Genomic DNA, 23,706 nt, shown 5'->3' with positions numbered 1-23,706 from the left:
TCGGAAGAGATGACAGTAGACGATCGCCCGGGAGACCAGCCAGACACCGCACTCGATGAGGAAACCCGTTGGCGCACAGCGGGTGAACGGATCGAGACACTGCTGGACGCGAGTTCGGCAGGCGGGGCCATGGCACGTGAGCGCGCCGAGAATCTGGTGCGTGAGGTCGCGGATCTATACGGCGCGGGGCTGCAGCGGATGCTGCGGCTCCTCGGCAACGACACCGACACGATCGATCGGCTGGTACGCGACGATCTGGTGGCCAGCCTGCTACTGGTGCACGGACTGCATCCGCATGACGTGCACACCAGGGTGCGGACGGCACTCGACACCGTGCGGCCCTACCTCGGGTCGCACGGCGGGGACGTGGCGTTGCTCGGTGTCGCCGATGGTGTTGTCCGGCTGGAACTTTCGGGTAGCTGCAAGACCTGTCCGTCCTCATCGGTGACGTTGGAACTCGCGGTCGAGGACGCGGTGCGAGCCGCCGCGCCCGAGATCGTGTCCATCGAAGTGGCGGAGGCGCAGGCGGCTTCGGCGGGTGTGATCTCCGCCGACTCGCTGTTCTCCCGGGTACACGCCAACGGTCAATCGGGCCAGCCCGCCGGAAACTGGGTGGCGGTACCGGAACTCGACGAGCTGAAGCCGGGCGAGGTGGGCGGATTCTCGATCGCCGGACTCGTCGTGCTGGCCTGCCGGGTGGGCGACAACCTGTTCGCGTATCGGGATCACTGCCCGGCCTGCGACAGCTCACTGGCCGGCGCCGCGCTGCATCGGCGGGTCGGCTATCCGGTCGGTGACGCGGTGCTGCGCTGCCCGAGCTGTCTCGCGCATTTCGACGCCGTGCGGGCCGGCGCGCGGGTGGACGGCGAGGGTCATCTCGAACCGCTGCCCGTGCTGGTGCGTTCCGGTGAGCTGTCGGTGGCCGTGCCGGTGGGGGTGAGTGGGTGACCTCGCCGTTTCGCGCCCTGCAGCGCATCACCGCCGACCGACCGCCCGCGGTGCCGGTCGGCGAGCGGTGCGAGATGTGCGCCGAGCCGATCTCCGACGAACACCAGCATGTGGTGAATGTCGAAGGCAGACAGCTGATGTGCACCTGTCGAGGGTGTTATCTGCTGTTCACCGACCAGGGTGCCCAGTTGCGCTATCGCGCGGTGCCGGACCGGTACCTGCATTTCCCGGACTTCACGATCAGTCAGGGGGAGTGGGACGGGCTGGAAATCCCGGTGGGACTTGCGTTCTTCTTCCGCAACTCCGCCCTCGACCGGACCGTCGCGTTCTATCCGGGACCGGCCGGTGCCACCGAATCCGAACTGCCGCTGGCCGAATGGCAGGTGGTGCTGGATCGGCATCCCGAATTGACCGTGCTGGCACCGGATGTCGAAGCCCTCCTCATCAGGATTCCTGAACGCGGCACCGGCGAGGCTGTGTGTCTGCTGCTGCCCATCGACGCCTGTTACGAGTTCGTCGGTCGAATGCGCACGCTGTGGCGCGGATTCGACGGTGGTCAGGATGTGCACAACTACCTCGACGAGTTCTTCACCACGGTGTCCGCGCGTGCGAAACCGGCGCGATCAGGCGGCGCGTGATGAGCCCGGTCAACTCGATGACCTTCGCGGTACTCGACGTGAAGCCGGAACCCTATGCGGTGGCACCGAATCTGACCGCGCGTATCGGCATCGCCTCGCTGGCCGACGAGCCCGTGCACGCGATGGCATTGCGTGCGCAGGTGCGGATCGAACCGCATCGTCGCCGGTACTCCGAGGAGGAGGGCGAGGGCCTGGCCGATCTGTTCGGCCCGCGGGAACGCTGGCGTGATACTCAGCGGACCTTCCTGTGGATGCACTGCGCCACCATGATTCGCGGATTCTCCGGTGGGTCGGAGGTGGATCTGCCGATGCCGGTCACCTACGACTTCGAGGTCACCGGGTCCAAGTACCTGCACGCGCTGCGTGAGGGCACCGTTCCGTTGCTCTTTCTGTTCAGCGGCACGGTATTCCTCAAAGGGACAACGGGTTTCGGCATTCAGCAGATTCCTTGGGACCGCGAGGACAAGTTCGACATGCCGGTCTCGGTCTGGCATGACGTGATGGCCGCGCACTATCCGAACTCCGGTTGGGTGCGCCTGAGCAGGGAGACGCTCGACGCGCTTGCCGCGTACAAGTCCGACCACGGGATGCTCGGCTTCGATGACGCGGTGACCCAGCTGCTGGCCCGCTGCCCTGAGCAGACTACGGGCGAGGCGCAGTCATGACCGCCGAGACCAGGGCCAGGGCCCGCGCCGTCGCCGACGCGGTGCTGTACGAGGGGTATCTGCTGTATCCCTATCGGGCCAGTTCTCGAAAGAACCAGTCGCGCTGGCAGTTCGGTGTGCTCGGTCCGGTGGGAGCCGCCGCAGCCGGGCTCGGCGAAGAGTCGAGTATGTCGGCGCAATGCTTGATCGATGCGACCGCCGACACGGCGATCACCCTGACGGTCCGATTCCTGCAGTTGCAGCGGCGCTCGGTCGAGGACTTGGACGGGTTGCGGGTCGCGGAGCTGACCGTCGGCGCGCGTTCGTGGATCACTTGGGATGAGGCTGTCGAACGCGAATTCGTCATCGGCCCAATGCCGCTCACTGCGGGAACGTGGCCGGTGCAGGTGGCCGGTGTGACGGACATCGAGGACATCAGCGACGCAGCTGGCGAAGCAGCGGGCCGCTTGGTGCGCACTCGGCTCGCGCTGGACGCGGAACTCGAGCTGTCCGTCGATCAGGACGCGGGCTACGTCCGGCTCTCGGTGCTGGTCCGCAATATCGGCACGGCCGCGCTGGACCAACGTGACGCCATCGCCCGCTCGCTGATCGGTGCCCACGTCATCGCCGAAGTCACTGACGGGCAGTTCATTTCGCTGCTCGAACCACCGGACGAAGCAGCCGACGCCGCCGCCCGCTGCGTACGCGAGCGCTGGTTCCCGGTGCTCGCCGGACCGTCCGGCGACCGGAGCCTGCTGCTGATCTCGCCGATCATCCTCTACGACCACCCGGAGATCGCCGAGCAGAGCGAGGGTCCACTGTTCGACTCGACCGAGATCGACGAGATCCTCACGCTGCGGGTGATGACGATGACGGACGACGAGAAGGCGCAGGCCCGCGCCACCGATTCGCGTGCGGCCCAGATCATCGACCGCTGCGACGCCATGACACCGGAATCGATGCAGCAGCTGCACGGTGTGCTGCGCGACCCGCATCTGCAACAGCCGCAACTGATTCCGGATATCCCCGAGGGAGTCGACTGGTGGGATCCGCTGGCCGACAACGCCGTTCGCCCCGACTCCGACGCGGTGTCGATCGCGGGGGTGCGGGTGCGCAAGGGCAGCAAGGTGCGGCTGCATCCCTCCCGGCGGGCCGATGCGCAGGACCTGTTCTTCGACGGCAAGGTCGCCCGCGTCACCTCGGTCCACGAAGACGTCGACGGCCACGCCCATGTCGGCGTCGTCATCGAGGACGACCCGGCGGCGGACCTGCACGAATGGTACGGCCGTTACCTGTATTTCGCGCCGGACGAGATCGAACCACTCAGCCCCGAAAAGTAAGGAAGGTCCGATATGGAGATCGTCGGAATTGTTGCGACCGCGGTTGTCGCGGTGATCGTCCTCGGCGCCGCGTACCTAGGCGTGCGGTCGGTACCGGACATCCGGAGATACCTGAAGATGCGCCACATGTAGCAGTAAGGAGAGATGTCATGACCGAGCCAGACCAGCGCGAGGAACCTCAGTCGGAACGGGGCGAGCCGGGCGCGCGAGATACCGGTGCCGACACGGCCGCCGCCGGGTCCGCGGATCGTCCGTCGGGCGATATCGGACATCCGGAGATAGCCTCCGCCGACGGCACGGACCCCGATCGGAAGGTCGAGTTCACCAACGCCACCTCAGGTTCCGATGCCGAAGCCCCGGTGCCGCCCTACGAAGGCCGCAAAGAGGAAGCACACGACCCGAACAAGACCGCCACTGGCGAAGTCGGCGGCGCGGAAGTCGGCGGGGCGACCGCGCCGACCGAGGATCAGGGGTGATCTGACGACGACAGTGCTGGTCGCGGGAATCGGCAACATCTTCCTCGGCGACGACGGATTCGGGCCGGAGGTGGTGCGGCGGCTGCCGCGCCACTCCGACCCCGCGGTACGTGTGATCGACTACGGCATCCGCGGCATGCACCTGGCCTACGACCTACTCGACGGGTGGGACGCGCTGGTGTTGATCGACGCGGTGCCGAATCGCGGAGTGCCCGGCCGAGTTCAGGTGTTCCAGGCCGAACCGGACCGCGACGGCGCCGCCAATCTCGATGCGCACGCGATGAACCCGGAAGCGGTGTTCGCCAGCGTCCGCGCGCTCGGCGGCACGCTACCGCCGACCTACGTGATCGGCTGTCAGGTCGAGTCGGTGGACGAGGGGATGGGTCTGTCCGAACCCGTCGCCGCCGCGGTAGATACGGCGGTGGCAGCGGTCGTCCAAGTCCTCGCGGATCTGTCACCGGTCCCGATCGTCGAATCTTCTGGTCCCGCATCGGACGCCAACTCCACGGCTTCGTCGCCCGATCACCTGCCCACGCCCGCTGCAGCTCGACAGGAGGAATGACCTATGTGCCTTGGCATTCCCGGCCGGGTCGTCGAAATCCTCGACGGCTACCACAATCAGATCGCGCTGGTCGATGTCCAGGGCGAGAAGCGGAAGGTGAATATCGGTCTGCTGGAGGATGATCCGGCGCGGCCCGGCGACTGGGTGATCATCCACATGGGCTTCGTGATGGAGAAGACCGATGAGGCGGGCGCGGCGTCGGCGCTGTCCGGACTGCGGATGCTCGGGAGTGGTGAAGAACCATGACCGCGCACCGGTCGCGGCGCAAGGTGGTGGTGCGCGGCGTGGTGCAGGGGGTCGGTTTCCGGCCCTTCGTCTACACCACCGCCGCGGAACTGGCGCTGGCCGGGCGTGTGTCGAACGACAGCTCCGGCGTGATCATCGAAATCGAGGGCGCACCAGCGGATCTGGATGAGTTCGTCCGCCGCCTGCGGGAGAGCCCGCCGCCGCTCGCGGTGGTCGAATCGGTCGAGCAGCAGACCATCGCACTGCGCGGCGGCACCGGCTTCCACATCGCCGACACCACCCGCGACGGCGCGGGACGCACCCTGGCCTCACCCGATGTCGCACTCTGCGCCGACTGCGCCCGCGAACTCGCCGACCCAGCGAACCGCCGCTACCACCACCCCTTCATCAACTGCACCAACTGCGGCCCCCGCTTCACCATCATCGCGACCCTGCCCTACGACCGCAACCGCACCTCCATGGCCGACTTCCCGATGTGCGCCCGATGCGCCCACGAATACGCCGACCCCACCGACCGCCGCTTCCACGCCCAACCCATCGCCTGCCCCGACTGCGGCCCAACCCTCGCCTACACCGGCCCCGGCCCCGGCGACCCACTCACCGCAGCCCGAAACCTGTTGCGCGACGGCGGCATCCTCGCCGTCAAGGGCATCGGCGGCTACCACCTCACCTGCGACGCCACCAACGAAGCCGCCGTCGCCGAACTACGCAAGCGAAAGCGCCGCGGCGACAAGCCTTTCGCGGTCATGGTCCCGGACTTGGACACCGCCCGCTCGATTGCCGAACTCGATGCCGCAGCCGCCGCGCTATTGACAAGCCCCGTGAGACCGATAGTGCTGCTGGCCCGCCGCGATTCCGCCGGAGCCGTGTCCACGGCTGACGACTCGCTGATGGCAGGTCGCTCGTGGGCGGAGGGCGGCTGGCAGACCGCAGGTGGCTCGCAGGCGGCTGGCGGATCCGAGACACCAGAAGGCTTCGGAGGCGGCGAATACACGAGCCCCGTGTTTCTTGCCGGCGTCGCACCGGGCGCGCCCACTGACGATGCGTTGCACACGGAGGGTGCGATGCCCTCCGAGATGATGACTCCTGCCGCCTCGGTAGCGCCACGCAATCCCGACTTGGGTGTGATGATCGCCTACGCGCCGCTGCATATGTTGTTGTTCGGCGTGCCCGGCGACCCGCCTGGCCCGCAGGTGCTCGTCATGACGTCGGGCAATCTCGGCGGCGAGCCGATCTGCTACGACGACAACGATGCCCGCACTCGCCTCGCCGGTCTCGCGGACGGGTGGCTTTCGCACAATCGGCGCATCCTTGTCCCGTGCGATGACTCGGTGGTCCGCCTAGTCGACGGCATCGAGCTCCCCGTGCGCCGTTCTCGCGGCTATGCGCCGCTGCCCCTGGCACTCCCCATACCTATGCCGCCGACGCTGGCAGTCGGCGCTGACCTGAAGAACACCTGCGCGGTGGCCGACGGACGGTACGCGTGGCTCAGCCAGCACATCGGCGACATGGACGACCTCGCTACGTTGCGTGCTTTCGACGACGCCGAACATCATCTCGAGCAACTCACCGGCGTTCAACCGATCCAGATCGTCGCCGACGCACACCCGCGCTATCGGTCTACCGCGTGGGCGCAACGCAATGCGGGCGACCGCCCAGTGCGTCTGGTGCAGCATCATCACGCGCACATCGCCTCGGTGATGGGTGAGCACGGATTGGGCGCTGCGGCAACGGTTCTCGGTGTCGCGTTCGACGGCACCGGATTCGGCCCGGACGGTGCGGTGTGGGGTGGTGAGGTACTTGCGGCCGGTTACAAGGGTTTCCGGCGCCTGGCCCACCTGAAGTACGCACCGCTGGCGGGTGGTGATGTGAGCGTGCACCGGCCGTACCGGATGGCGCTGGCCCACCTGTGGGCGGCGGGCATCGAGTGGTCTGAGTCGATACCGTCGGTCCACGCTTGCCCAGCCGACGAACGTGCCGTGCTGACACACCAATTCGAGACCGGCCTCGGCTGCGTGCCGACCTCCAGCATGGGCAGGTTGTTCGACGCGGTGTCGTCGCTGGCCGGTGTCCGCCACGTGGTGGACTACGAGGCGCAGGCGGCGATCGAACTCGAAGGGCTGGCCCGCGGCGTCTCGGACGACGCGGGATACCGGTTCGCGGTGGATGCCGGGCAATCCGACGAGACCGCCTCCGCACTACTCGACCCGACACCTGTCCTAGCCGCAGTTGTCGCCGATGCGGCACAGGGTGTTCCAGCCGCTGTGATCGGCGCACGCTTCCACGACGCGGTAGCGCACCTGATTCTCGAACTGGCGATGGCTTATTCGACCCCGTCGACCCCGGTCGCCTTGTCCGGCGGCGTCTTCCAGAATGCCCTCCTGCTGACGCGTTCGCGCCGCCTATTGCAGGACAACGGCTTTCACGTCATCTCCCATCGCAGACTGCCACCCAACGACGGTGGACTCGCGTTCGGGCAACTACTCGCCATCAGCGCGGGATGAGGAAAGGAGCGCGACCATGTGCCTGGCAGTACCAGGAAAGGTGCTCAACCTGCAGGAGCGGGACGGCACCCTGATGTCCGTCGTCGACTTCGGCGGCGTGCACAAAGACGTGTGCCTGGAATACATCCCGGACGCCGCGATCGGCGACTACGTCGTCGTCCACGTCGGATTCGCGATCCAGCGACTGGACGAGGAATCCGCGCTCAAGACGTTGGCCGAATTCGAGCGTCTCGGCGTGCTCAACGAGGAATTCGGTGACGGCTTCGCCCTCGCCGCCAAACAAGCCGGCCTCGCCGACCCCACCGCCGCCGAAACAGCCCCGCCACAACCAGATACAGAGGTGACGCCATGAAGTATCTCGACGAGTTCAGTAACCCGGAACTGGCCGCGAAGCTGCTCGACCAGATCCGCGGCGTGACCACGAAACGCTGGGCCATCATGGAAGTCTGTGGCGGACAAACGCATTCGATCATCCGGCACGGCATCGACCAGCTGCTGCCGAACGAGATCGAGATGATCCACGGCCCCGGCTGCCCGGTGTGCGTCACCCCGCTCGAAGTGATCGACAAGGCCTTGGCGATCGCCGCGCGCCCCGGCGTGATCTTCTGTTCGTTCGGCGACATGCTGCGCGTGCCGGGCAGCAAGAAGGACCTCTTCCACGTCAAGAGCGAGGGCGGCGACGTGCGCGTCGTCTACTCCCCGCTGGACGCGCTGAACATCGCCCGCGAGAACCCCGACCGCCAGGTGGTGTTCTTCGGCATCGGCTTCGAAACCACCGCCCCAGCCAACGCGATGACCGTGTATCAGGCGAAACGCCTTGGCATCGAGAACTTCTCGCTACTCGTCTCCCATGTGCTGGTCCCGCCCGCCATCGCGGCGATCATGGAGTCGCCGAGTTGCCGGGTGCAGGCCTTCCTCGCCGCCGGGCACGTTTGCAGCGTGATGGGCACCGAGGAGTACCCGCCGCTGGCCGCGCAGTACAAGGTGCCGATGGTGGTCACCGGCTTCGAGCCGCTCGACATCCTGGAAGGCATCCGCCGCACGGTGATTCAGCTGGAGGCGGGCAAATACGAACTGGAGAACGCGTATCCGCGCGCGGTGCAGGCGGCAGGCAACCCGGCCGCCCGGGCGATGCTGCGTGACGTCTTCGACGTGACCGACCGCGCCTGGCGTGGGATCGGCATGATCCCGCAGAGCGGGTGGAAGCTGTCCGAGCGTTATCAGGACTACGACGCGGAACTGCGCTACTCCGTCAGCGATATGCATACCGACGAGTCGTCGATCTGCCGCAGCGGCGAGGTACTGCAGGGTCTGATCAAACCGCACGAATGCGCCGCGTTCGGCAAGGAGTGCACGCCACGAAACCCGTTGGGCGCCACCATGGTTTCGTCCGAGGGCGCGTGCGCGGCCTACTACCTGTACCGTCGCCTGGACCTGCCTGCGGAGGTGGCTCATGCCTGACGAAACGGTCGTGGCGGGGGCGACCATCGACATGGAGAGCTGGGTCTGCCCGATGCCGCTGCGGGACTCACCCAACATCGTGATGGGCCACGGTGGTGGCGGCGCGATGTCCGGCGAGCTGATCGAGCATCTCTTCCTCCCCGCCTTCGGGGCCGCCGCGGACGCGGGGCTCGGCGATTCCGCGGTGGTCACGCTCGGCGGTGTCCGGCTGGCGTTCTCCACCGACTCGTTCGTGGTGAAGCCGCTGACGTTCCCCGGCGGCTCGATCGGTGATCTCGCGGTGAACGGCACGGTCAACGACCTCGCGATGTCGGGTGCGCGCCCGATGGTGCTGTCCACCGCGTTCATCCTGGAGGAGGGCACCGCGCTGGCCGATATCGCCCAGGTTGCCAAGGCGGTGGGCACGGCGGCGCTCGCGGCCGGTGTCACCCTCGTCACCGGCGACACCAAGGTGGTCGATTCCGGGCACGGCGACGGCATCTTCATCAATACCGCGGGCATCGGCATCGTCGACGACGGTGTCGACATCCGACCGCAGCGAGCGCGAGCCGGTGACGTGGTGATCGTCAGTGGCGATATCGGGGTGCACGGCGTCGCGGTGATGAGCTGCCGTGAGGGCCTCGAATTCGGCACCACCGTGTGCAGCGACACCGCGCCGCTCAACGGCCTGGTCGCCGCGATGCTGGCGACAGGTGCCGATTTGCACGTCTTGCGCGATCCCACACGTGGCGGGGTGTCGGCCACGCTCAACGAGATCGCGCGGGCCGCGAAAGTCGGTGTGTCACTGGATGAACGGAAGCTGCCGGTGCCCGCCGCCGTGCGCGACGCGTGTGGTCTGCTCGGCCTCGACCCGATGTATGTCGCCAACGAAGGCAAGCTCGTCGCCTTCGTCGCGCCGGAGGAGGCGGACATGGTGCTGGCCGCGATGCGTGAGCATCCGCTCGGCTCACGCGCCGCTGCTATCGGCGTCTGCGTCGAGGAACATCCGGGCATGGTGGTCGCGCGGACCGCGCTGGGCGGCACTCGCGTCGTCGATCTCCCGGCGGGGGAGCAGTTGCCCCGGATCTGTTGAGCGTCAACGAGAGTGAGGAGTTCGATATCGAGCAGGTCATCAGCGGGACCGAGTTCTTCGCCAGGTATGCATACGCGCCCAATCGGCTCGGCTTTTGCGGACCGCCGGAAGCCGTCGCGCTGCGCGGCGGCTCCGAGGCCGACGTGCGCGCGGTGGCCCGGCAGTTCTCCGGCGCGTGGCCTTACCTGCAGGTGATGTCCAGGCTGACCGGGATCGCCGACCCGATGGATCACCGCCTGGTCGAGTCGTATTGGCTCGGCGGTGGCATCGGCGCGAAACTCGACCCCGACGCGTTCGCCGCCGAGTTACTCGCCGTCATCGGGCCGTTGGCCGGACACTACTGGACTCATCTGACCGCCGACCTCGCCGCCGAGGCCGCCGCCAACCACTGCTTCCACGTCCTCGGTGTATATCCGTGGACCCGCCTGCTCGGCAAGGGGAAGAGCAACCACCCGGTAGCGGTTCTGGACGGCTGCCGCATCTCCTGGGGAACCGTAATCGACTGCGCGGGAACCGATATCACGCTTAGCCGCAGCGAGCTGGTATGGGACGGCCGTGAGCTGAGCCTGTCGGAACCCGCACCCCAGCACGCGGAGATCTGGACCGACGGCTACTCGGCCGTCCCCGACTTGGCACCCGGCGACCAAGTCGCCGTGCACTGGGGACGGTTGTGCGGCCGCCTGGATTCCCACCAGATGCAGGACCTGGAGGCCAGCACCGCCCGCCAACTGCACGTCACCAACCAGCGACTAGCCGGACCACACTGATCTCAGGTCACAACACCGGAAGGATTGTCGATGACATAGCGCCACCGCCCGTCGGCGCTACGCCGGACAACATCGGTTGCCGTGCCACTCAGGCCGACCTCGCGACCGTCGGGCCCGGTGCCTTCCATAGACCAATCGATCACGAGAAGCGCGATGTCATTCGCGGTATACGCCTGGCGCAGTACGGATTTCATCGGCACGCCCATACCCACGAGGTGGGCAAGGGCAGCGGACTGATCCTCTCCGGTGACCAGATACCCAGGTCGAGTGACCACAACACTGTCTGCTTCATAGAGCTCGGCGAGCCCAGCAAGATCGCGCGCATTGAATAGCTCAACCCAGCGTGCAACGTGCTCAGCCAGGTCGGCGTCTACGGGCACGGAGTCATGGTTAGTCGTCATGATTCAAGTAGCGCATCCCGCCCCGGGATCCGCACCCCTAACCGCCGCCCAATCGATGCGGATCCCCACCGGACACCGACATGTTCCAGGCCCGAGCGGCTCATGATGCGGTCATGGTTGAGGTGGGGGTGCGTCCGCAGAGGGCGACCATCGTGCGGATCATGTGCGCCTGGTCGGCGAAGCCGACTCGAGTGGCGACTTCGGCAGCGGGGAAGAAGGGCAGGAGCAGACCGGCTTCGCGCAGTCGGTGCCATCGGCGCAAGGCGGGGAGTGTTCCACCGAGGACTTCGGCGGACAGCTGCCGCAGCCGCCGCGGTGACAGTCCGACGTGGTCGGCGATTTCGGCGATACCGGTGCTGTGGTCGAGCAGTTCCAGCGCCTGCCGCAAGCGCGGGTCGATGGCGTGTGTTCTGCCGTCGAGCACGTGGTGAACGGTGCGACGCAGACCTTCCGGATCGAGGCCGCCTGCGGTCGCGGCGAGCAGCCGACTTACCTGGCGGCGATCGAGCGGGAGGATGCCTGGCCGCCTGGGGAGCGCAAGACAGTACGGATCGATCCACACCGAGGTGAGGCCGGTCGGCTGGTGCGTCGTATTGCGGGTCCCCGGTGGCACCAGTACCCCCGGCGCGGTGGTGGCTTTGCCGTGCTCGTCGGTGGCGGTGAGCACGCCGTCCCACGACAGCGCGAGTCCCCAAGCGGGGTTGCGGTGGCCGGTCCCAGTTCGCGGTGAATCCTCCGAGTAGCAGGTGAATTCGCCGGAGATGCCGGCGGACACCGTGTAGCCGTTTCGTTCAAGACGCCACCACCGTGGCTCCTCGATCATGACTTCATGATTGCACTCGGTCCGGGCACCGTCGAGGGGTCGGCTGCGCGGCCGCGTGCGTGGCAGAGAGGTCCACACATGAGGATTCCGATTGCTGTCTACACCTGCCGGTCGTGGCGGATTCACGACCTGGCCGACGACTTCGCGGTCGAGGACGTCTGGGCGCTGCCGACACCCGGCGGGCCCGACGACCTCGCGAAGTTCGCGCGGCAGTTCACCTCCGGGGGTGTTTCCGACCCGATCGTCCGCGTGTTGCTCGCGCTCCGGTGGAAGCTCGGGGCATTGTTCGGATTGGACGAGTCCGACGCGGGTGTCGGTGCGCGGGTGGCAACGTTGCGTGACCAGCTGCCGGACGATCTGCGTAACGGGCCGCGCGGGCCGGACTTCCAGTCGGTGCCGTTCCGTTCGGTGTATCAGACCGACACCGAGTGGGTCGCCGAGCTCGCCAACCGGACAGTGCACGCACTGATGCACATCGGCTGGGTATCGGACGGGGCCGACGACTATCACGCCGAGATGACCGTGTTGGTGCAGCCGAACGGCTTGTTCGGTGAGATCTACCTGGCGGCCATCAAGCCGATTCGCTTGTTTCTGGTGTACCCGATGCTGATTCGATCGATCGGGCGAGACTGGGAACGGACGCGGTGATCAGTGCGGGGGAGTGGTCAGGTCGTAGACCGCGACGTTGCCGATGTGGATCGAGTTGTAGTGGGCGGCAACCCAATCGGCGATCTCCTTGTTTCCGGACGGGCGCCAGAGTCCGTTGCTGGTGGGCGGCTGGCCCGGTTCCGAGAGGACGCCGGGCTGGTCCGCGACCTTCCAGGAATCGGGGAGCTGTACCTCCTGGGCCAGGTAATACGTCACCTGGTGGGTGCTGACGAGGTGTTCGAAGTCGGGGAGGGTTGGTACCGGGTCGTCGGAAGTGAAACCGCCGATGGCGATCACGGGGGTACGGCTGGTGAGTTCCAGGCTCGCGGCGGTGGAGGATCGGTCGACCGCTGCCGACCAGGTGGTCGTTGTGTTGCGCAGTAGTTCGGCGACCTGTGGTTCGGTTGAGCCGTCGATGAATGCGGTTACCGCGCGGCGGATTTGGTTTGCGGGGCCGGGCTTTTCGGGTTTGGCGGGGCCTACCGAGGGACCGCCGCCGACGTGTTCCTGCGGCAAGGTTGCCGCCGCGTAGGCGGATGTGCCACCGAGTCCGGCGAGCACGCCCGCGATCACCAACACCGAGGCGGCCCGGGTACGCAGTCGGCTCGATGCGACGGGAAAAGCGGTGGCCAGCAACCCGATTGCAGCGAGCACCGAAACCGCCAGCAAGGTCCAGCGCAGCCACGGCAGCCAGTCGGCATTGCGACTCAGCAGCACGAAGGCCCATCCGCCGGTCGCGAGAATCAATGCGGCAGCACCGATTCGGCCGAACACCTCGTCGCGTCGCAGCCACACTTCGTGCACGCCGAGGGCGAACGTCGCCGCCACCGCCGGTCCGATGGCCAGGGTGTAGTACGCGTGCATGCCGCCCTGCATGGTGGTGAACGCGATGCCGTCGATCACCATCCACAATCCGAAAACCAATGCGGCGCCGAGTACTTGGTCGGTGCGGGGCGCACGCCACCGGGAAATCAGTACCACGGCGAACGCCAGCAGAGCCGCGGGCAGCAGCCAGGAGATCTCGAATCCGATCTCGCCGGTGAACATCTTCCAATGGCCCGATCCGCCGAAACCACCGAATCCGCCGAATCCGCCACCCCCGAGGTTGTGCGGCATCTCGTAACCGGGTGGCAGTTCGAAGCGGTTGCCGCCGCCCCGGTGGTTGTGGCCGAGGAAGCGCGCGAATCCGTTGTAGCCGAGGACGAGATCCATGAAGGTGTTGTTCGTCGACCCGGCCAGGTATGGGCGCGACGAGGCGGGCCACAGGATGGTCAACAGCACGTACCAGCCGGACGAGATGATCAATGCGGCGGCGGCACCGGTCAAGTGCCACAACCGATTCCGCAGTGTGGTGGGCGCGACGATGAGGTAGGCGATGCCCAGGGCGGGCAGCACCATCAACCCCTCGAGCATCTTGGCGAGGAATGCGAATCCGAGGGCGACACCGGCCAGCATCAGCCAGCGCGGGCTCGCGTGGCGCAGCGATCGGATGGTGCAGTAGGCGCCGGCGGTCATCAGGAGCACCATCACGGCGTCGGGGTTGTTGAACCGGAACATCAACGCCACCACCGGGGTTGCCGCCAGCACCGCACCGGCGAGCAGTCCGGCGCCGCGGCTGTCGGTCGCGCGGGTGACCGCGGCGTACGTCAAGCCGACCGCGGCGACGGCCATCAGCGCCTGGGGGATCAGCATGCTCGCGCTGCTGAACCCGAACAGCTGGCCGGACAGTCCCATCACCCACTGGGAGACGGGCGGCTTGTCGACGGTGATGAAGTTGCCGGGGTCGAGGGAGCCGAACAGCAGCGCTTTCCAGTCCCGGGAGCCCGCCCAGGTGGCCGCGGCGTAGAAGTTGTTGCCCATGCCGTTGACCGTGATGTGCCATAGGTACGCGGCGGCCGTGCCGATCAGGAGCGCGGCCAGTCCCGCGCGTTCCCAGCGGCGGGCCGGGGGCAGGCCGTCCGGTTCGGGAGTGTCGGCGGTGTCGGTCGCATCGGGCAGGGCCGGGTCGGCGCTGATCGTGGTCACTGCGGAAGCATGACCGGCGCAGCGGTGAAGGCGCTGGGCGCTCGCTGGCAATGTGCTGTGAACGCCTGCGGCCAGGGCGGATGATCTCCGGGCGTACCGCGAGAACGAAAACGGCCGCACGGATCACCGTGCGGCCGTTCGCGTATCGATCTCGGCGGCTAGATCTTGCGGATCACCGTGACGACCTTGCCGAGTACCTGTGCGTCATTGCCGGGAATCGGTTCGAACACCGGGTTGTGCGGCATCAGCCACACGTCCTTGCCGGTGCGCTTGAACGTCTTCACCGTGGCTTCGCCGTCGATCATCGCGGCGACGATGTCACCGTTGTCGGCGACGTTCTGCTGTCGCACCACCACCCAGTCGCCGTCGCAGATCGCCGCGTCGATCATCGACTGTCCGACGACCTTCAGCAGGAACAGCGATCCCTCGCCGACCAACTCGCGCGGCAACGGGAACACGTCCTCGACCGCTTGCTCGGCCAGGATCGGGCCACCGGCGGCGATCCGGCCGAGTACCGGCACGAACGTCGGCGTCGGCCTGCTCGGATCGACTGTGGCGCTGTCGGATTCGTCGACCGCGGCGGCGTGCAGGCTGGTGACCGCGCGCCCCACCTCGTCGAGGCCGCGAACGTCCACGGCGCGTGGACGATTCGGATCGCGCCGCAGAAAGCCCTTGCGCTCCAGCGCGCGCAGCTGATGCGCCACCGAGGAGGTGGACGTCAGCCCGACGGCGTCGCCGATCTCCCGGATGCTCGGCGGGTAGCCGCGCTCGCTCACCGAAGACCGGATCACGTCCAGCACTTTGCGTTGACGCACGGTGAGATCCGCTTCGGTAACCGCCGTGTCGACGCTGCCTTCGCTCTCTACGCCCGTGTCGTCTGTGTGCCTCACCGCAACCGCCCTTCCTTGCTGTGTCCGGGCTGATCCGCCGCCCGGCATATCTGTGCATGGCCTGTCTTGAATTTCGTCTTTCGAATCTAGTCCGATCGAGCCGATGTTTCAAACATCTGTTCGAGAGTGTCGGGCGTTTCCTGCTGACATTGTCGGTGGCACGTGGTAGAAATCGAACATCAGTTCTTCGAACACCTGAGCGAACAATGCATCGAAAACCGGCACTGAACAGCGGTACCGACCAGCCCGACCGGTCCGCCCAGCTCGAACACCCCAGCTCGAACACAGACGGAGCACCCACCACGGAGGTTTGTCCGATGAGCACTGCGATCAGCGACATCAAGGCGGAGATCGGCGCGACCGGCACGGGTCTCGTACCGCGCGCCGACGCTGTCCTCGACATCGATACTCGCGAGGCCGACCCGCGCGACATCGACGCGGCCGAGATCGATCGCGCCTTCGAAACGGTCCCGCGCGTGCATCGAGGCACCTTGCGTACGCGGTCACTGGATTCGACCCACCGATCCACCATCGATCGCCGCCCACGCGGCGCGCGGCCCGGCGGGGTCGCCGTATACGACCGTGGCACACGAACTTCGACCGTGCGCCGCCCCAGTGGCGCCCACCCGGGCGAGATGGTCGAGCAGGCGCAGGTCGGGTTCGCCGTGCTAGCGGTGGCCGCGCTGCTGAGTGCGTTCGTGGTGGTCGCACTCATCACGCTGGCGCACCTGCGGGCGGGGGACTGGGGTGGCGACACCCCGACCAGCACGGTGCCCGCAGTGGTCGATGGACAGTCGGTACCTGTCGATGCCGTGCCCGGAAGTGTGCTGCCCCAGGGTGTTACCGCAACCCGCTGAGTGAACACAGGCAAGCGCTCCCGATTGTGCCGCGCCTCTACGGATTCGGCTGAGGAGCTGCGAACCGCCCAGCCCTCATCGCGATGACTGGGTGCAACCGTGGCCGCGCCGATTGGGGCGGGTGCGCGAGATTTCGTTTGAAACACGTAGTGATCTCCCGAGTTCGGCGTCGTAATGGAGGGTGCTCTGTGTCGAAGCGTCGTCGTGTCGATTGAGGCGGGTGGTGGGCACTCTCAGCCCACGCGGTCGATCGTTCTGGGGTTTGGTCGAGGAGTGGTGACTGCCCAAGCCGCCAAAGCAGTGACCGGCCGCACCGGTCGCAACCATCCTGGCGCCAGCCGCGTCATACCGATTGAGGTGGATGGCCGGACTGCGCGATATAGGCGGTGCCTCTTGCGGGTTCGGCGTCGCGACGGATGCACCCGTCGTTGAGGGGCAGCGGACCTTCTCGGTCGCCGAAGCAGTGACTGCCGAACCGGTCCCGGCGCGGACCCGCGTCCTTCGGTCATGAAGTGGCCGGATTTGTTGATCGTTGGCTAGAACATGTTGCTAGTGTGCTGAAAACGTGATCTGGCAAAGGTCTTTGCCAGACATGGCCTTGGCCTTCGAACGAGTTCGGGACTAGCAATGACGCACCTCGCCACCGCCGGACGATCGACCCGGCTTCTCGCCCGAATCGTCGGGCTCGCCCTGTGTCTCGTGTTCGGGTTCGGTTCGATACCGGCCGCTCAGGCGGCGCCTGCTTATGCGGCGTATCTGGACCTCCCCTCCGTCAACGGGGACGGTGCCAGTGGGGGCGGGCTGAATCCGGCTCTCCCGCTGGACGAATCGGCGCTGTCGGCGGCGGTCGAGGAGGCGCGGGCGGACGGCGTGTCGCCGCGCCGGTATGCGACGTTGCTGCACCAGTACTGGTTGGTCGTCGCGACCCGGAATGCCGGTATCGACCTCGCGGCGTGGGATCCGCCGCGCGGTGTGCGGGCCAACGAGCGCACCTTCAACCAGGTGTACGTCAACTACCTGCGGCTCACCACGCAGCATCCGGAGTTCTACTGGGCGGGGCTGGCGGGTATCGCGGGCGGTTCGTTCGCCTCTGGATTCTTCGACATGAGCGATGTCGGTGTGGTGCTCGACGTGCCCGGCATCCACCAACTCGGCGACGCGGTGGCCGACCTGTTGCGCAACACGCCGCCGGAACTGGTGCGCGAGTTGCCCGCCGATATCCGACTGCTCGGCCAAGAGGGCTCGCGGCTCAGCGCCGAGGACGTCGCCTGGTACCAGACCCGGCTGATGATCATGCAGCGGCACATCTTCACCGACCTGGTCCCGATGCACGAAGCGTATGTCGCGCTCGGCATGCGGGGCATCGATGAGATGTACGAGGCGGGCGTGCTCGACGCCGACATCCACACCGCGTGGCAGTCCATCGCCTCCGGCAGCAGTGCGGGCAAGATCGACGCGCTGATCCGGATGACCGATCGCGAGCAGAACCGGGTGATCGCCGACCAGTGGGACGCGACCTCGGCGGGCCGTGCCCCGATCGGTCGCGTCCTCACCTACGTGAGCACGATCGCGGGCAAACCCGCCGTGCCCGGCGTCCGCGCCCCGGGCGTGTTCGCCCCGGCCACCGTCCGCGCCGACCTCGGCGGCCGCACCCTGGCCCTGCGCACCCCGCTGCCCGACTTCAACTGGGCCGACCGCGACACCCGCTGGACCTACATCACCGGCGACCTCGTCCCGCGCCATATCGATATGGAACTGAATCCCGCGCTCGCGCCCGTCGTGCTCGGCGAGCCGTTCTGGAACAAACTCGCCCGTGGCCGCCTGATCCCGCGCCTGCCCGAGCTCATCGCCGACCTGACCTCGCAGTGGCAGGTCGTCGAATAGCGCCGCCGCGAACCGCGATCACAGAGGCAACGCCGGTAGGTAAAGGGTGAGTGGGACAACCCGAGTACCCGGACAGGTATCCTCGAAGGGCTATGCAGGTATTCCGCATATCGCCTGAGGTTTACCTGGTGCCGGGGTCTAGGCCCCTGTACACGTGCTCGCCGGGACGGTCACCCAGATCGGTTGCCGGGCCGGCCGCGAGCACGCGCATCGACGAAGGATCTCTCGGATGCATTGCCCGTACTGCCGACACCCCGACTCCCGGGTGGTGGACTCGCGCGAGGCCGACGAAGGCGCGGCCATCCGCCGCCGCCGCGCGTGCCCGCACTGTGGGCGGCGGTTCAGCACGGTAGAAACCGCGATCCTGTCCGTGGTCAAACGCAGCGGTGTCACCGAGCCGTTCAGCCGGGAGAAGGTTATCCGCGGCGTGCGCCGCGCCTGCCAGGGCCGCGAGGTCGACGACGACGCACTGAACCTGCTCGCGCAGAAGGTGGAAGACGCCGTGCGCGCCAAGGGTTCCCCCGAGGTGCCCAGCCACGAGGTCGGGCTGGCCATCCTCGGCCCGCTGCGCGACCTCGACGAGGTCGCCTACCTCCGCTTCGCCTCCGTCTACCGCTCCTTCACCTCCGCAGCCGATTTCGAACGCGAGATCCAGGAGATGCGTACCGCCCGCGAAGCAGCAGCGGTCGCAGCCGAATAGCAACAGCCGCACACACTTTGGTTTGCCGCACACCGAATCGCACGAGATTCCGTGTGCGGCAAGTCAGTAGGTGTGCGGCTGCGTTGTCGTCGCATCCGCGTCGGCACTTTGCGGAGCCCTGGCTAGCGTCTTCGCACACCTGCTTCGCACATTCCGCTGCGGGCTGATGGGTATGCGATGGACGAAGCGGGTGTGCGAGGTCGGTGGCTAGCGGCGGATGGCGGCTGCGGCGCGTTCGATGCGCTTGGCGGAGACGGGGTAGGGGGTGCCGAGCTTCTGGGCGAAGAGGCTGATTCGGAACTCTTCGAGCATCCACCAGATTTCGGTGACGGCGGGGGTGTGGCGGCGGTTTTCCGGGAGGGAGTTGACCAGGCGGTCGTAGGTGGTGAGGGCGCGGTCGAGTTCGATCATGCCCTGACGGTCGCGGACTGCGGAGGCGGGGAGCGACTCCAAGCGGACGACGGCGGCCTTGAGGTAGCGGGGGAGTTCGCGCAGGCGGGTGCTGCCCCATTCGGAGACGAAGCCGGGGAAGACGAGGTTGTCCAGTTGGTCGCGGACGTCGTCGGCGATGTCGCGTTCGGAGGTTTCGGCCAGCGCGGCCGAAACCCGGTGTGCCTCGGCCAGAATCGGCACCACCAGGCGGACCAGTTGGGCTACCGCGGAGACGAAGTCGGGGCGGATCTTGGCGACGAGTGCGGCGAAGTCGTCCGGGTTGTGTACCGGGCCGCCCGCGGCGGCGATGAGCTCGTCGGCGGCTGCGGCGCGGCAGTCTTCGATGAGCGCGTCCAGAGATCCGTACGGATTCTGGGTCAGCGCAAGGCGATCCGTGGGGCGCAGGCTCGACGTGACGGTGCGGACCGAGGTCGGCAGTGCGTTGAGGACGAGCGTGCGGGTGCCCGCGCGCATCGCGGTGGCTTGGGCGGCAGGGGAACTGAGCACGCGGACCGCCACACCGTCGCCCTCGGGGACCAGGGCGGGATAACCGGTGACGGTCTGGCCGGCAACCTCGCGGCGGACCGTCGGTTCCACCGTGCCGAGCGATTCCGACGTCCATGCCGCGGCGGGCGCTCGTTCTGCGCCCGCTGTCGCGCGAGCCACCGAAGCGGCAACCTGTTCGGCCAGTTGAGTTTTCAGCGTCGGCAGACTCTTGCTGCGCGCCAGTACGCGGCCCGCGGTGTCGACTGCCGCGAAGGTCATTCGCAGATGATCCGGTAGCGCGCCGGTGTCGAGGTCTGTCGGGTCGATCGTGATCGAGCCCAAACGTGACAGCTCCCGCGCCAATCCGATGCGCAGCGGCTCCGCGCGCGGGGTGAGTGCGACCAGTGCCGCCGCCGCGAAGTCCGGTGCCGGAACGACGCTGCGCCGCAACGCCTTCGGCAGCGTCTTGATCAGCGCCGCAGCCAACTCGTCGCGCATGCCGGGCACCAGCCAGTCGAAGCCGACGGCACGCACATGGGCCAGCTGCTCGACCGGGATGCGGACGGTGACGCCGTCTTCCTCGTTACCCGGTTCGAACTGATAGGTGAGCGGGAAGCTGAGCTCGCCCTGCCGCCAGGCGTCGGGGAAGGCGGCCGGATCCAGCGCCGCGGTGCCCGCGTTGACGACGGTCGCGGCCGAGAAGTCCAGCAGCGCCGGGTCTTTGCGGCGCGCGGACTTCCACCAGCTGTCGAAATGCCGGACGGACACGATGTCGGCGGGCAGGCGCTTGTCGTAGAACTCGAACAGCACCTCGTCGTCCACCAGGATGTCGCGGCGGCGGGCGCGGTGCTCCAGATCGGCGACGTCGTCGATCAGTTCGCGGTTACGGTGGAAGAAGTCGTGACGGGTCTGCCATTCGCCCTGCACCAGTGCGTGTCTGATGAACAGTTCCCGCGACAGCTCCGGATCGATCCGGCCGTAGTCCACCTGCCTGCCGGTCACCAACGGGATGCCGTACAGCGTGACGCGCTCGTACGCACTGGCCGCGCCGCGCTTGGCCGACCAATGTGGTTCGGAGTAGGTGCGTTTCACCAGATCACCGGCGAGCCGCTCGGCCCACTCCGGCTCCACCTTGGCCGCCATCCGCCCCCACAACCGTGAGGTCTCGACCAGTTCCGCCGCCATCACCCAGCGCGGTGGCTTCTTCGCCAGCGACGAACCGGGGAAGATCATGAACTTCGCGTTCCGCGCGCCGAGGAACTCCCGCGACTCCGCCTCGCGCAGGCCGATATGGGAGAGCATGCCCGCCAGCAGAGCTTGATGGATGCCGGTGGAATCCCAAGGCATGTCATCGGTTTCGAGCGATGAGCTGCCTACAGCCTGTGGTGCGGCGCCGCGAGCGCGCTTCGAGCCCGACTGTCCGCCTGCTCGGCCACCACGAGACGTGTTGGCGTCCTGTCGGTTCGAAGCGGCGGACTCGGTGCGGTCTCCGCTCTGCCGGTTTTGGGCTCCGGTCGCCTTGCCCGACCGCCCCCGGCGTGAACCATTCTCGGTGCCTTCCCGTGAGTCGAGCTGTCCGTCTGGTGAACCGTCGACGCCCTGGCCGCGCGACCGCCCCCGGCGTGAACCACCCTCGGTGCCCCGTTGCGAATCGGGATGCCCGCTTGGCGAACCATCCGCGCCCTGCCCGCCGATACCGTCCGGCTGCCCACGGTGCGAACCAACTTCGGCGCTCAGCGGCGCATTGGGCTTTCCGCCGGGGGTGTGGTCTGCGCCCTCCCCGTCGTTGCCGCCCGGCTGCACAGGGCGCGAATCACTTTCGGCGCGCTGTCGCGTGTCGGGCTGCCCGCCGGGCAAGCTGTCTGCGCCCTGCCCCTTACGGCGGGATCGTCCGCGACGCGAACTACCTCCTGCCTGTGGGAGCTGGTCGCCCCCATCCTCAGCGCGATCCGATGGGCCATCCGCCGACCACCCGAGCCCCCGGGTGATGGTCCGCAACTGCCCGTGCAGGTCCTGCCACTCCCTGATCCGCAGGTAATGCAGGAACTCATCTCGGCACATCCGTCGGAACTGGTTGGACGACAACGACTTCCGCTGCTCGGTCAGGTAGTCCCACAACCGCAGGTAGGCAAGGAAATCCGAGCCTTCGACGACGAACCGCGCATGCTTGAGATCGGCGGCCTGTTGATTGTCGGCGGGTCGCTCGCGTACGTCCTGAATCGACAGTGCCGCAACGATGATCAGCACCTCGGCCAGACATCCGCTACTGTGTGCCTCCACCAACATCCGCGCCATCCGCGGATCGACCGGAAGCTGCGCCATGTCGCGGCCGATCGGGGTCAGGGTGAGTCCGGCATCGGATTCGGTGTCGCTATCCGTCCGTCGCCCCAGCGCGCCGAGCTCCTCCAGCAGCGCGATGCCGTCGCGGATCGCCCGCTTGTCCGGCGCCTCGACGAACGGAAAGTTCTCGATATCGCCGAGCCCGAGCGCGGTCATCTGCAAGATGACAGCGGCCAGGTTGGTGCGCAGGATCTCCGGTTCGGTGAACGCGGGCCGCGAGTCGAAGTCGTCTTCGGAGTACAGCCGGATGCAGATACCGTCGGCGACACGACCACAGCGTCCGGCCCGCTGCCGAGCAGACGCCTGGGACACCGGTTCGATCGGCAGCCGCTGCACCTTGGTGCGCATCGAATAGCGCGAAATGCGCGCTGTCCCAGGGTCGACCACGTACCGGATGCCCGGCACGGTCAGCGAGGTCTCCGCGACATTGGTGGCCAGCACTACGCGACGACCGGTATGCGGCGCGAACACTCGGTGTTGTTCGGCGGTGGACAGTCGCGCGTACAGCGGCACGATCTCGGTGCGCGGCAGCTTCAGATCGCGCAATGAGTCGGCGGTGTCCCGGATTTCGCGTTCGCCGGACAGGAAGACCAGCACGTCCCCGTCGCCCTCGGCGAACAGTTCGGTGACCGCGTCTCCGATGGCGTCCACCGGATCGCGGTCCAGCACCCGGGTGTCCTCGTCGTCTTCGTCGTCGGCGCCGGGCAGTTCCAGCGACAGCGGCCGATAGCGCAGCTCGACCGGATAGGAGCGCCCGGACACCTCGACAATCGGTGCGGGAGCGCCGTTCTCGTCGGCGAAGTGCCGGGCGAACAGTTCCGGGTCGATGGTCGCCGAGGTGATGATCACCTTCAGGTCGGGTCTGCGCGGCAGCAGCTGTTTGAGGTAGCCGAGCAGGAAGTCGATGTTGAGGCTGCGTTCGTGCGCCTCGTCGATGATGATCGTGTCGTAGCGGCGCAGCAGCCGGTCGCGCTGGATTTCGGCGAGCAGGATGCCGTCGGTCATCAGCTTGATCAGCGTGCGATCGGAGGCGTGGTCGGTGAAGCGGACCGTGTAGCCGACGACGTCGCTCAGTTCGGTGCCGAGCTCTTCGGCGATGCGCTCGGCCACGGTGCGCGCGGCCAGCCTGCGCGGTTGGGTGTGGCCGATGGTGCCGCGGATGCCGCGGCCGAGTTCCAGGCAGATCTTCGGGATCTGGGTGGTCTTGCCGGAACCGGTCTCGCCGGCCACGATCACCACCTGATGCGCGGCGATGGCGGCGGCGATGTCTTCGCGGCGTTGAGTGACCGGCAGCTGCTCGGGGTAGCGGATCTCGGGCACGGCGGCTCGGCGCGCGTCGATACGGAGCTCGGCCGCGGCGATCTCGGCCTCGACCTTGTCCAGGTCGTCACCGCGCGCCCGGTCGAGCTGGCGGCGCAGCCGGTATTCGTCGCGGAGGGAGAGATTCGCCAGGCGGGTGCGGAGCTCGCGGGGTCCGGTGTCAGCTGTCCTGGTCATTGCATTCATAAGCGTAGCGAAGGGCGGCAACTGGTATTTCCGTCAGGCGGTGCGCCGCGGTTGCC

At 67.3% G+C, this 23,706-nt stretch carries 21 protein-coding genes and 1 pseudogene; 17 read left to right on the top strand and 5 right to left on the bottom strand.

Features of this window, described 5'->3' with window-relative positions; genetic code table 11:
- Nucleotides 1-9 precede the first annotated feature (9 nt).
- The 13 genes and pseudogenes from ACQPW1_RS34960 to ACQPW1_RS34900 all read left to right on the top strand — a co-directional run bounded on the left by ACQPW1_RS34960 (nucleotide 10) and on the right by ACQPW1_RS34900 (nucleotide 10,658).
- Nucleotides 10-948, top strand: a complete 939-nt coding sequence (locus ACQPW1_RS34960) for a NifU family protein (RefSeq protein WP_433656454.1) — start codon at nucleotides 10-12, stop codon at nucleotides 946-948.
- Nucleotides 945-1,586 (top strand): DUF5947 family protein, encoded by a 642-nt coding sequence (locus ACQPW1_RS34955; protein ID WP_433656452.1) that lies wholly within the window; start codon nucleotides 945-947, stop codon nucleotides 1,584-1,586. The genes ACQPW1_RS34960 and ACQPW1_RS34955 overlap by 4 nt, the downstream gene beginning before the upstream one ends.
- Complete coding sequence (locus ACQPW1_RS34950) at nucleotides 1,586-2,251, top strand: DUF6084 family protein (RefSeq protein ID WP_433656451.1); 666 nt, start codon at nucleotides 1,586-1,588, stop codon at nucleotides 2,249-2,251. The genes ACQPW1_RS34955 and ACQPW1_RS34950 overlap by 1 nt, the downstream gene beginning before the upstream one ends.
- A complete protein-coding gene (locus ACQPW1_RS34945; RefSeq protein ID WP_433656449.1) occupies nucleotides 2,248-3,570 on the top strand; it encodes a hypothetical protein in 1,323 nt (440 codons plus the stop codon). Before ACQPW1_RS34950 ends, ACQPW1_RS34945 begins: the two co-directional genes overlap by 4 nt.
- 12 nt (nucleotides 3,571-3,582) lie before the next feature.
- Nucleotides 3,583-3,702 (top strand): cellulose biosynthesis protein BcsF, encoded by a 120-nt coding sequence (gene bcsF, locus ACQPW1_RS34940; protein ID WP_433656447.1) that lies wholly within the window; start codon nucleotides 3,583-3,585, stop codon nucleotides 3,700-3,702.
- Between the two features lie 17 nt (nucleotides 3,703-3,719).
- On the top strand, nucleotides 3,720-4,046 hold the full coding sequence (locus ACQPW1_RS34935; RefSeq protein WP_433656445.1) for a hypothetical protein: 327 nt from the start codon (nucleotides 3,720-3,722) through the stop codon (nucleotides 4,044-4,046).
- 1 nt (nucleotide 4,047) lies between these two features.
- Nucleotides 4,048-4,500 (top strand): annotated as a pseudogene (locus ACQPW1_RS34930) (hydrogenase maturation protease); the annotation flags it as partial.
- Nucleotides 4,501-4,611: 111 nt separating this feature from the next.
- Nucleotides 4,612-4,854 (top strand): HypC/HybG/HupF family hydrogenase formation chaperone, encoded by a 243-nt coding sequence (locus ACQPW1_RS34925; protein ID WP_433656444.1) that lies wholly within the window; start codon nucleotides 4,612-4,614, stop codon nucleotides 4,852-4,854.
- The gene (locus ACQPW1_RS34920) at nucleotides 4,851-7,358 is read left to right on the top strand and encodes a carbamoyltransferase HypF (RefSeq protein WP_433656442.1); all 2,508 of its coding nucleotides are present in this window, start codon (nucleotides 4,851-4,853) and stop codon (nucleotides 7,356-7,358) included. The genes ACQPW1_RS34925 and ACQPW1_RS34920 overlap by 4 nt, the downstream gene beginning before the upstream one ends.
- A gap of 16 nt (nucleotides 7,359-7,374) precedes the next feature.
- A complete protein-coding gene (locus tag ACQPW1_RS34915; protein ID WP_433656440.1) occupies nucleotides 7,375-7,710 on the top strand; it encodes a HypC/HybG/HupF family hydrogenase formation chaperone in 336 nt (111 codons plus the stop codon).
- Nucleotides 7,707-8,819: a hydrogenase formation protein HypD gene (gene hypD / locus ACQPW1_RS34910; RefSeq protein WP_433656438.1), complete on the top strand. Its 1,113-nt coding sequence runs from the start codon at nucleotides 7,707-7,709 to the stop codon at nucleotides 8,817-8,819. Before ACQPW1_RS34915 ends, hypD begins: the two co-directional genes overlap by 4 nt.
- Nucleotides 8,812-9,891, top strand: a complete 1,080-nt coding sequence (hypE, locus tag ACQPW1_RS34905) for a hydrogenase expression/formation protein HypE (protein ID WP_433656437.1) — start codon at nucleotides 8,812-8,814, stop codon at nucleotides 9,889-9,891. Before hypD ends, hypE begins: the two co-directional genes overlap by 8 nt.
- Entirely contained in the window at nucleotides 9,888-10,658 is a 771-nt protein-coding gene (locus ACQPW1_RS34900; RefSeq protein ID WP_433656435.1) for a DUF6390 family protein, read from the top strand. Before hypE ends, ACQPW1_RS34900 begins: the two co-directional genes overlap by 4 nt.
- A gap of 2 nt (nucleotides 10,659-10,660) precedes the next feature.
- Here ACQPW1_RS34900 and ACQPW1_RS34895 read toward each other — a convergent pair whose 3' ends face one another.
- Nucleotides 10,661-11,038 (bottom strand): YybH family protein, encoded by a 378-nt coding sequence (locus tag ACQPW1_RS34895; RefSeq protein ID WP_433656433.1) that lies wholly within the window; start codon nucleotides 11,036-11,038, stop codon nucleotides 10,661-10,663.
- Between the two features lie 121 nt (nucleotides 11,039-11,159).
- Nucleotides 11,160-11,882, bottom strand: coding sequence for a helix-turn-helix domain-containing protein (locus ACQPW1_RS34890; RefSeq protein WP_433656431.1), 723 nt, complete (start codon nucleotides 11,880-11,882; stop codon nucleotides 11,160-11,162).
- A 78-nt stretch (nucleotides 11,883-11,960) separates the two neighbouring features.
- Between ACQPW1_RS34890 and ACQPW1_RS34885 the strand changes: the two genes are divergently transcribed.
- Nucleotides 11,961-12,530 carry a DUF2867 domain-containing protein gene (locus tag ACQPW1_RS34885; protein ID WP_433656430.1) on the top strand — a complete coding sequence of 190 codons (570 nt, stop codon included), beginning with the start codon at nucleotides 11,961-11,963 and terminating at the stop codon, nucleotides 12,528-12,530.
- Here the strand turns inward: ACQPW1_RS34885 and ACQPW1_RS34880 are convergent, their stop codons facing one another.
- Together ACQPW1_RS34880 and lexA are read right to left on the bottom strand one after the other, a co-directional pair.
- Nucleotides 12,531-14,555 carry an ArnT family glycosyltransferase gene (locus tag ACQPW1_RS34880; protein ID WP_433656429.1) on the bottom strand — a complete coding sequence of 675 codons (2,025 nt, stop codon included), beginning with the start codon at nucleotides 14,553-14,555 and terminating at the stop codon, nucleotides 12,531-12,533. It lies immediately after the preceding gene.
- 158 nt (nucleotides 14,556-14,713) lie between these two features.
- Nucleotides 14,714-15,445, bottom strand: a complete 732-nt coding sequence (gene lexA / locus ACQPW1_RS34875) for a transcriptional repressor LexA (protein WP_433656428.1) — start codon at nucleotides 15,443-15,445, stop codon at nucleotides 14,714-14,716.
- Between the two features lie 317 nt (nucleotides 15,446-15,762).
- Between lexA and ACQPW1_RS34870 the strand changes: the two genes are divergently transcribed.
- From ACQPW1_RS34870 to nrdR, 3 genes are all read left to right on the top strand, one after another.
- Nucleotides 15,763-16,302 (top strand): hypothetical protein, encoded by a 540-nt coding sequence (locus ACQPW1_RS34870; RefSeq protein WP_433656426.1) that lies wholly within the window; start codon nucleotides 15,763-15,765, stop codon nucleotides 16,300-16,302.
- A gap of 627 nt (nucleotides 16,303-16,929) precedes the next feature.
- Complete coding sequence (locus ACQPW1_RS34865; RefSeq protein ID WP_433656424.1) at nucleotides 16,930-18,186, top strand: hypothetical protein; 1,257 nt, start codon at nucleotides 16,930-16,932, stop codon at nucleotides 18,184-18,186.
- 229 nt (nucleotides 18,187-18,415) lie between these two features.
- Nucleotides 18,416-18,886, top strand: coding sequence for a transcriptional regulator NrdR (gene nrdR, locus ACQPW1_RS34860; RefSeq protein ID WP_357378891.1), 471 nt, complete (start codon nucleotides 18,416-18,418; stop codon nucleotides 18,884-18,886).
- Nucleotides 18,887-19,093: 207 nt separating this feature from the next.
- Here nrdR and hrpA read toward each other — a convergent pair whose 3' ends face one another.
- A complete protein-coding gene (hrpA, locus tag ACQPW1_RS34855; protein ID WP_433656422.1) occupies nucleotides 19,094-23,641 on the bottom strand; it encodes an ATP-dependent RNA helicase HrpA in 4,548 nt (1,515 codons plus the stop codon).
- Nucleotides 23,642-23,706: the final 65 nt, after the last annotated feature.

This window comes from Nocardia sp. CA-128927 (assembly GCF_050955855.1).
Lineage (GTDB): Bacteria > Actinomycetota > Actinomycetes > Mycobacteriales > Mycobacteriaceae > Nocardia.
The sequence above is the reverse complement of the archived record's forward strand: the minus strand, read 5'-3'. Positions and strand labels throughout refer to the sequence as shown.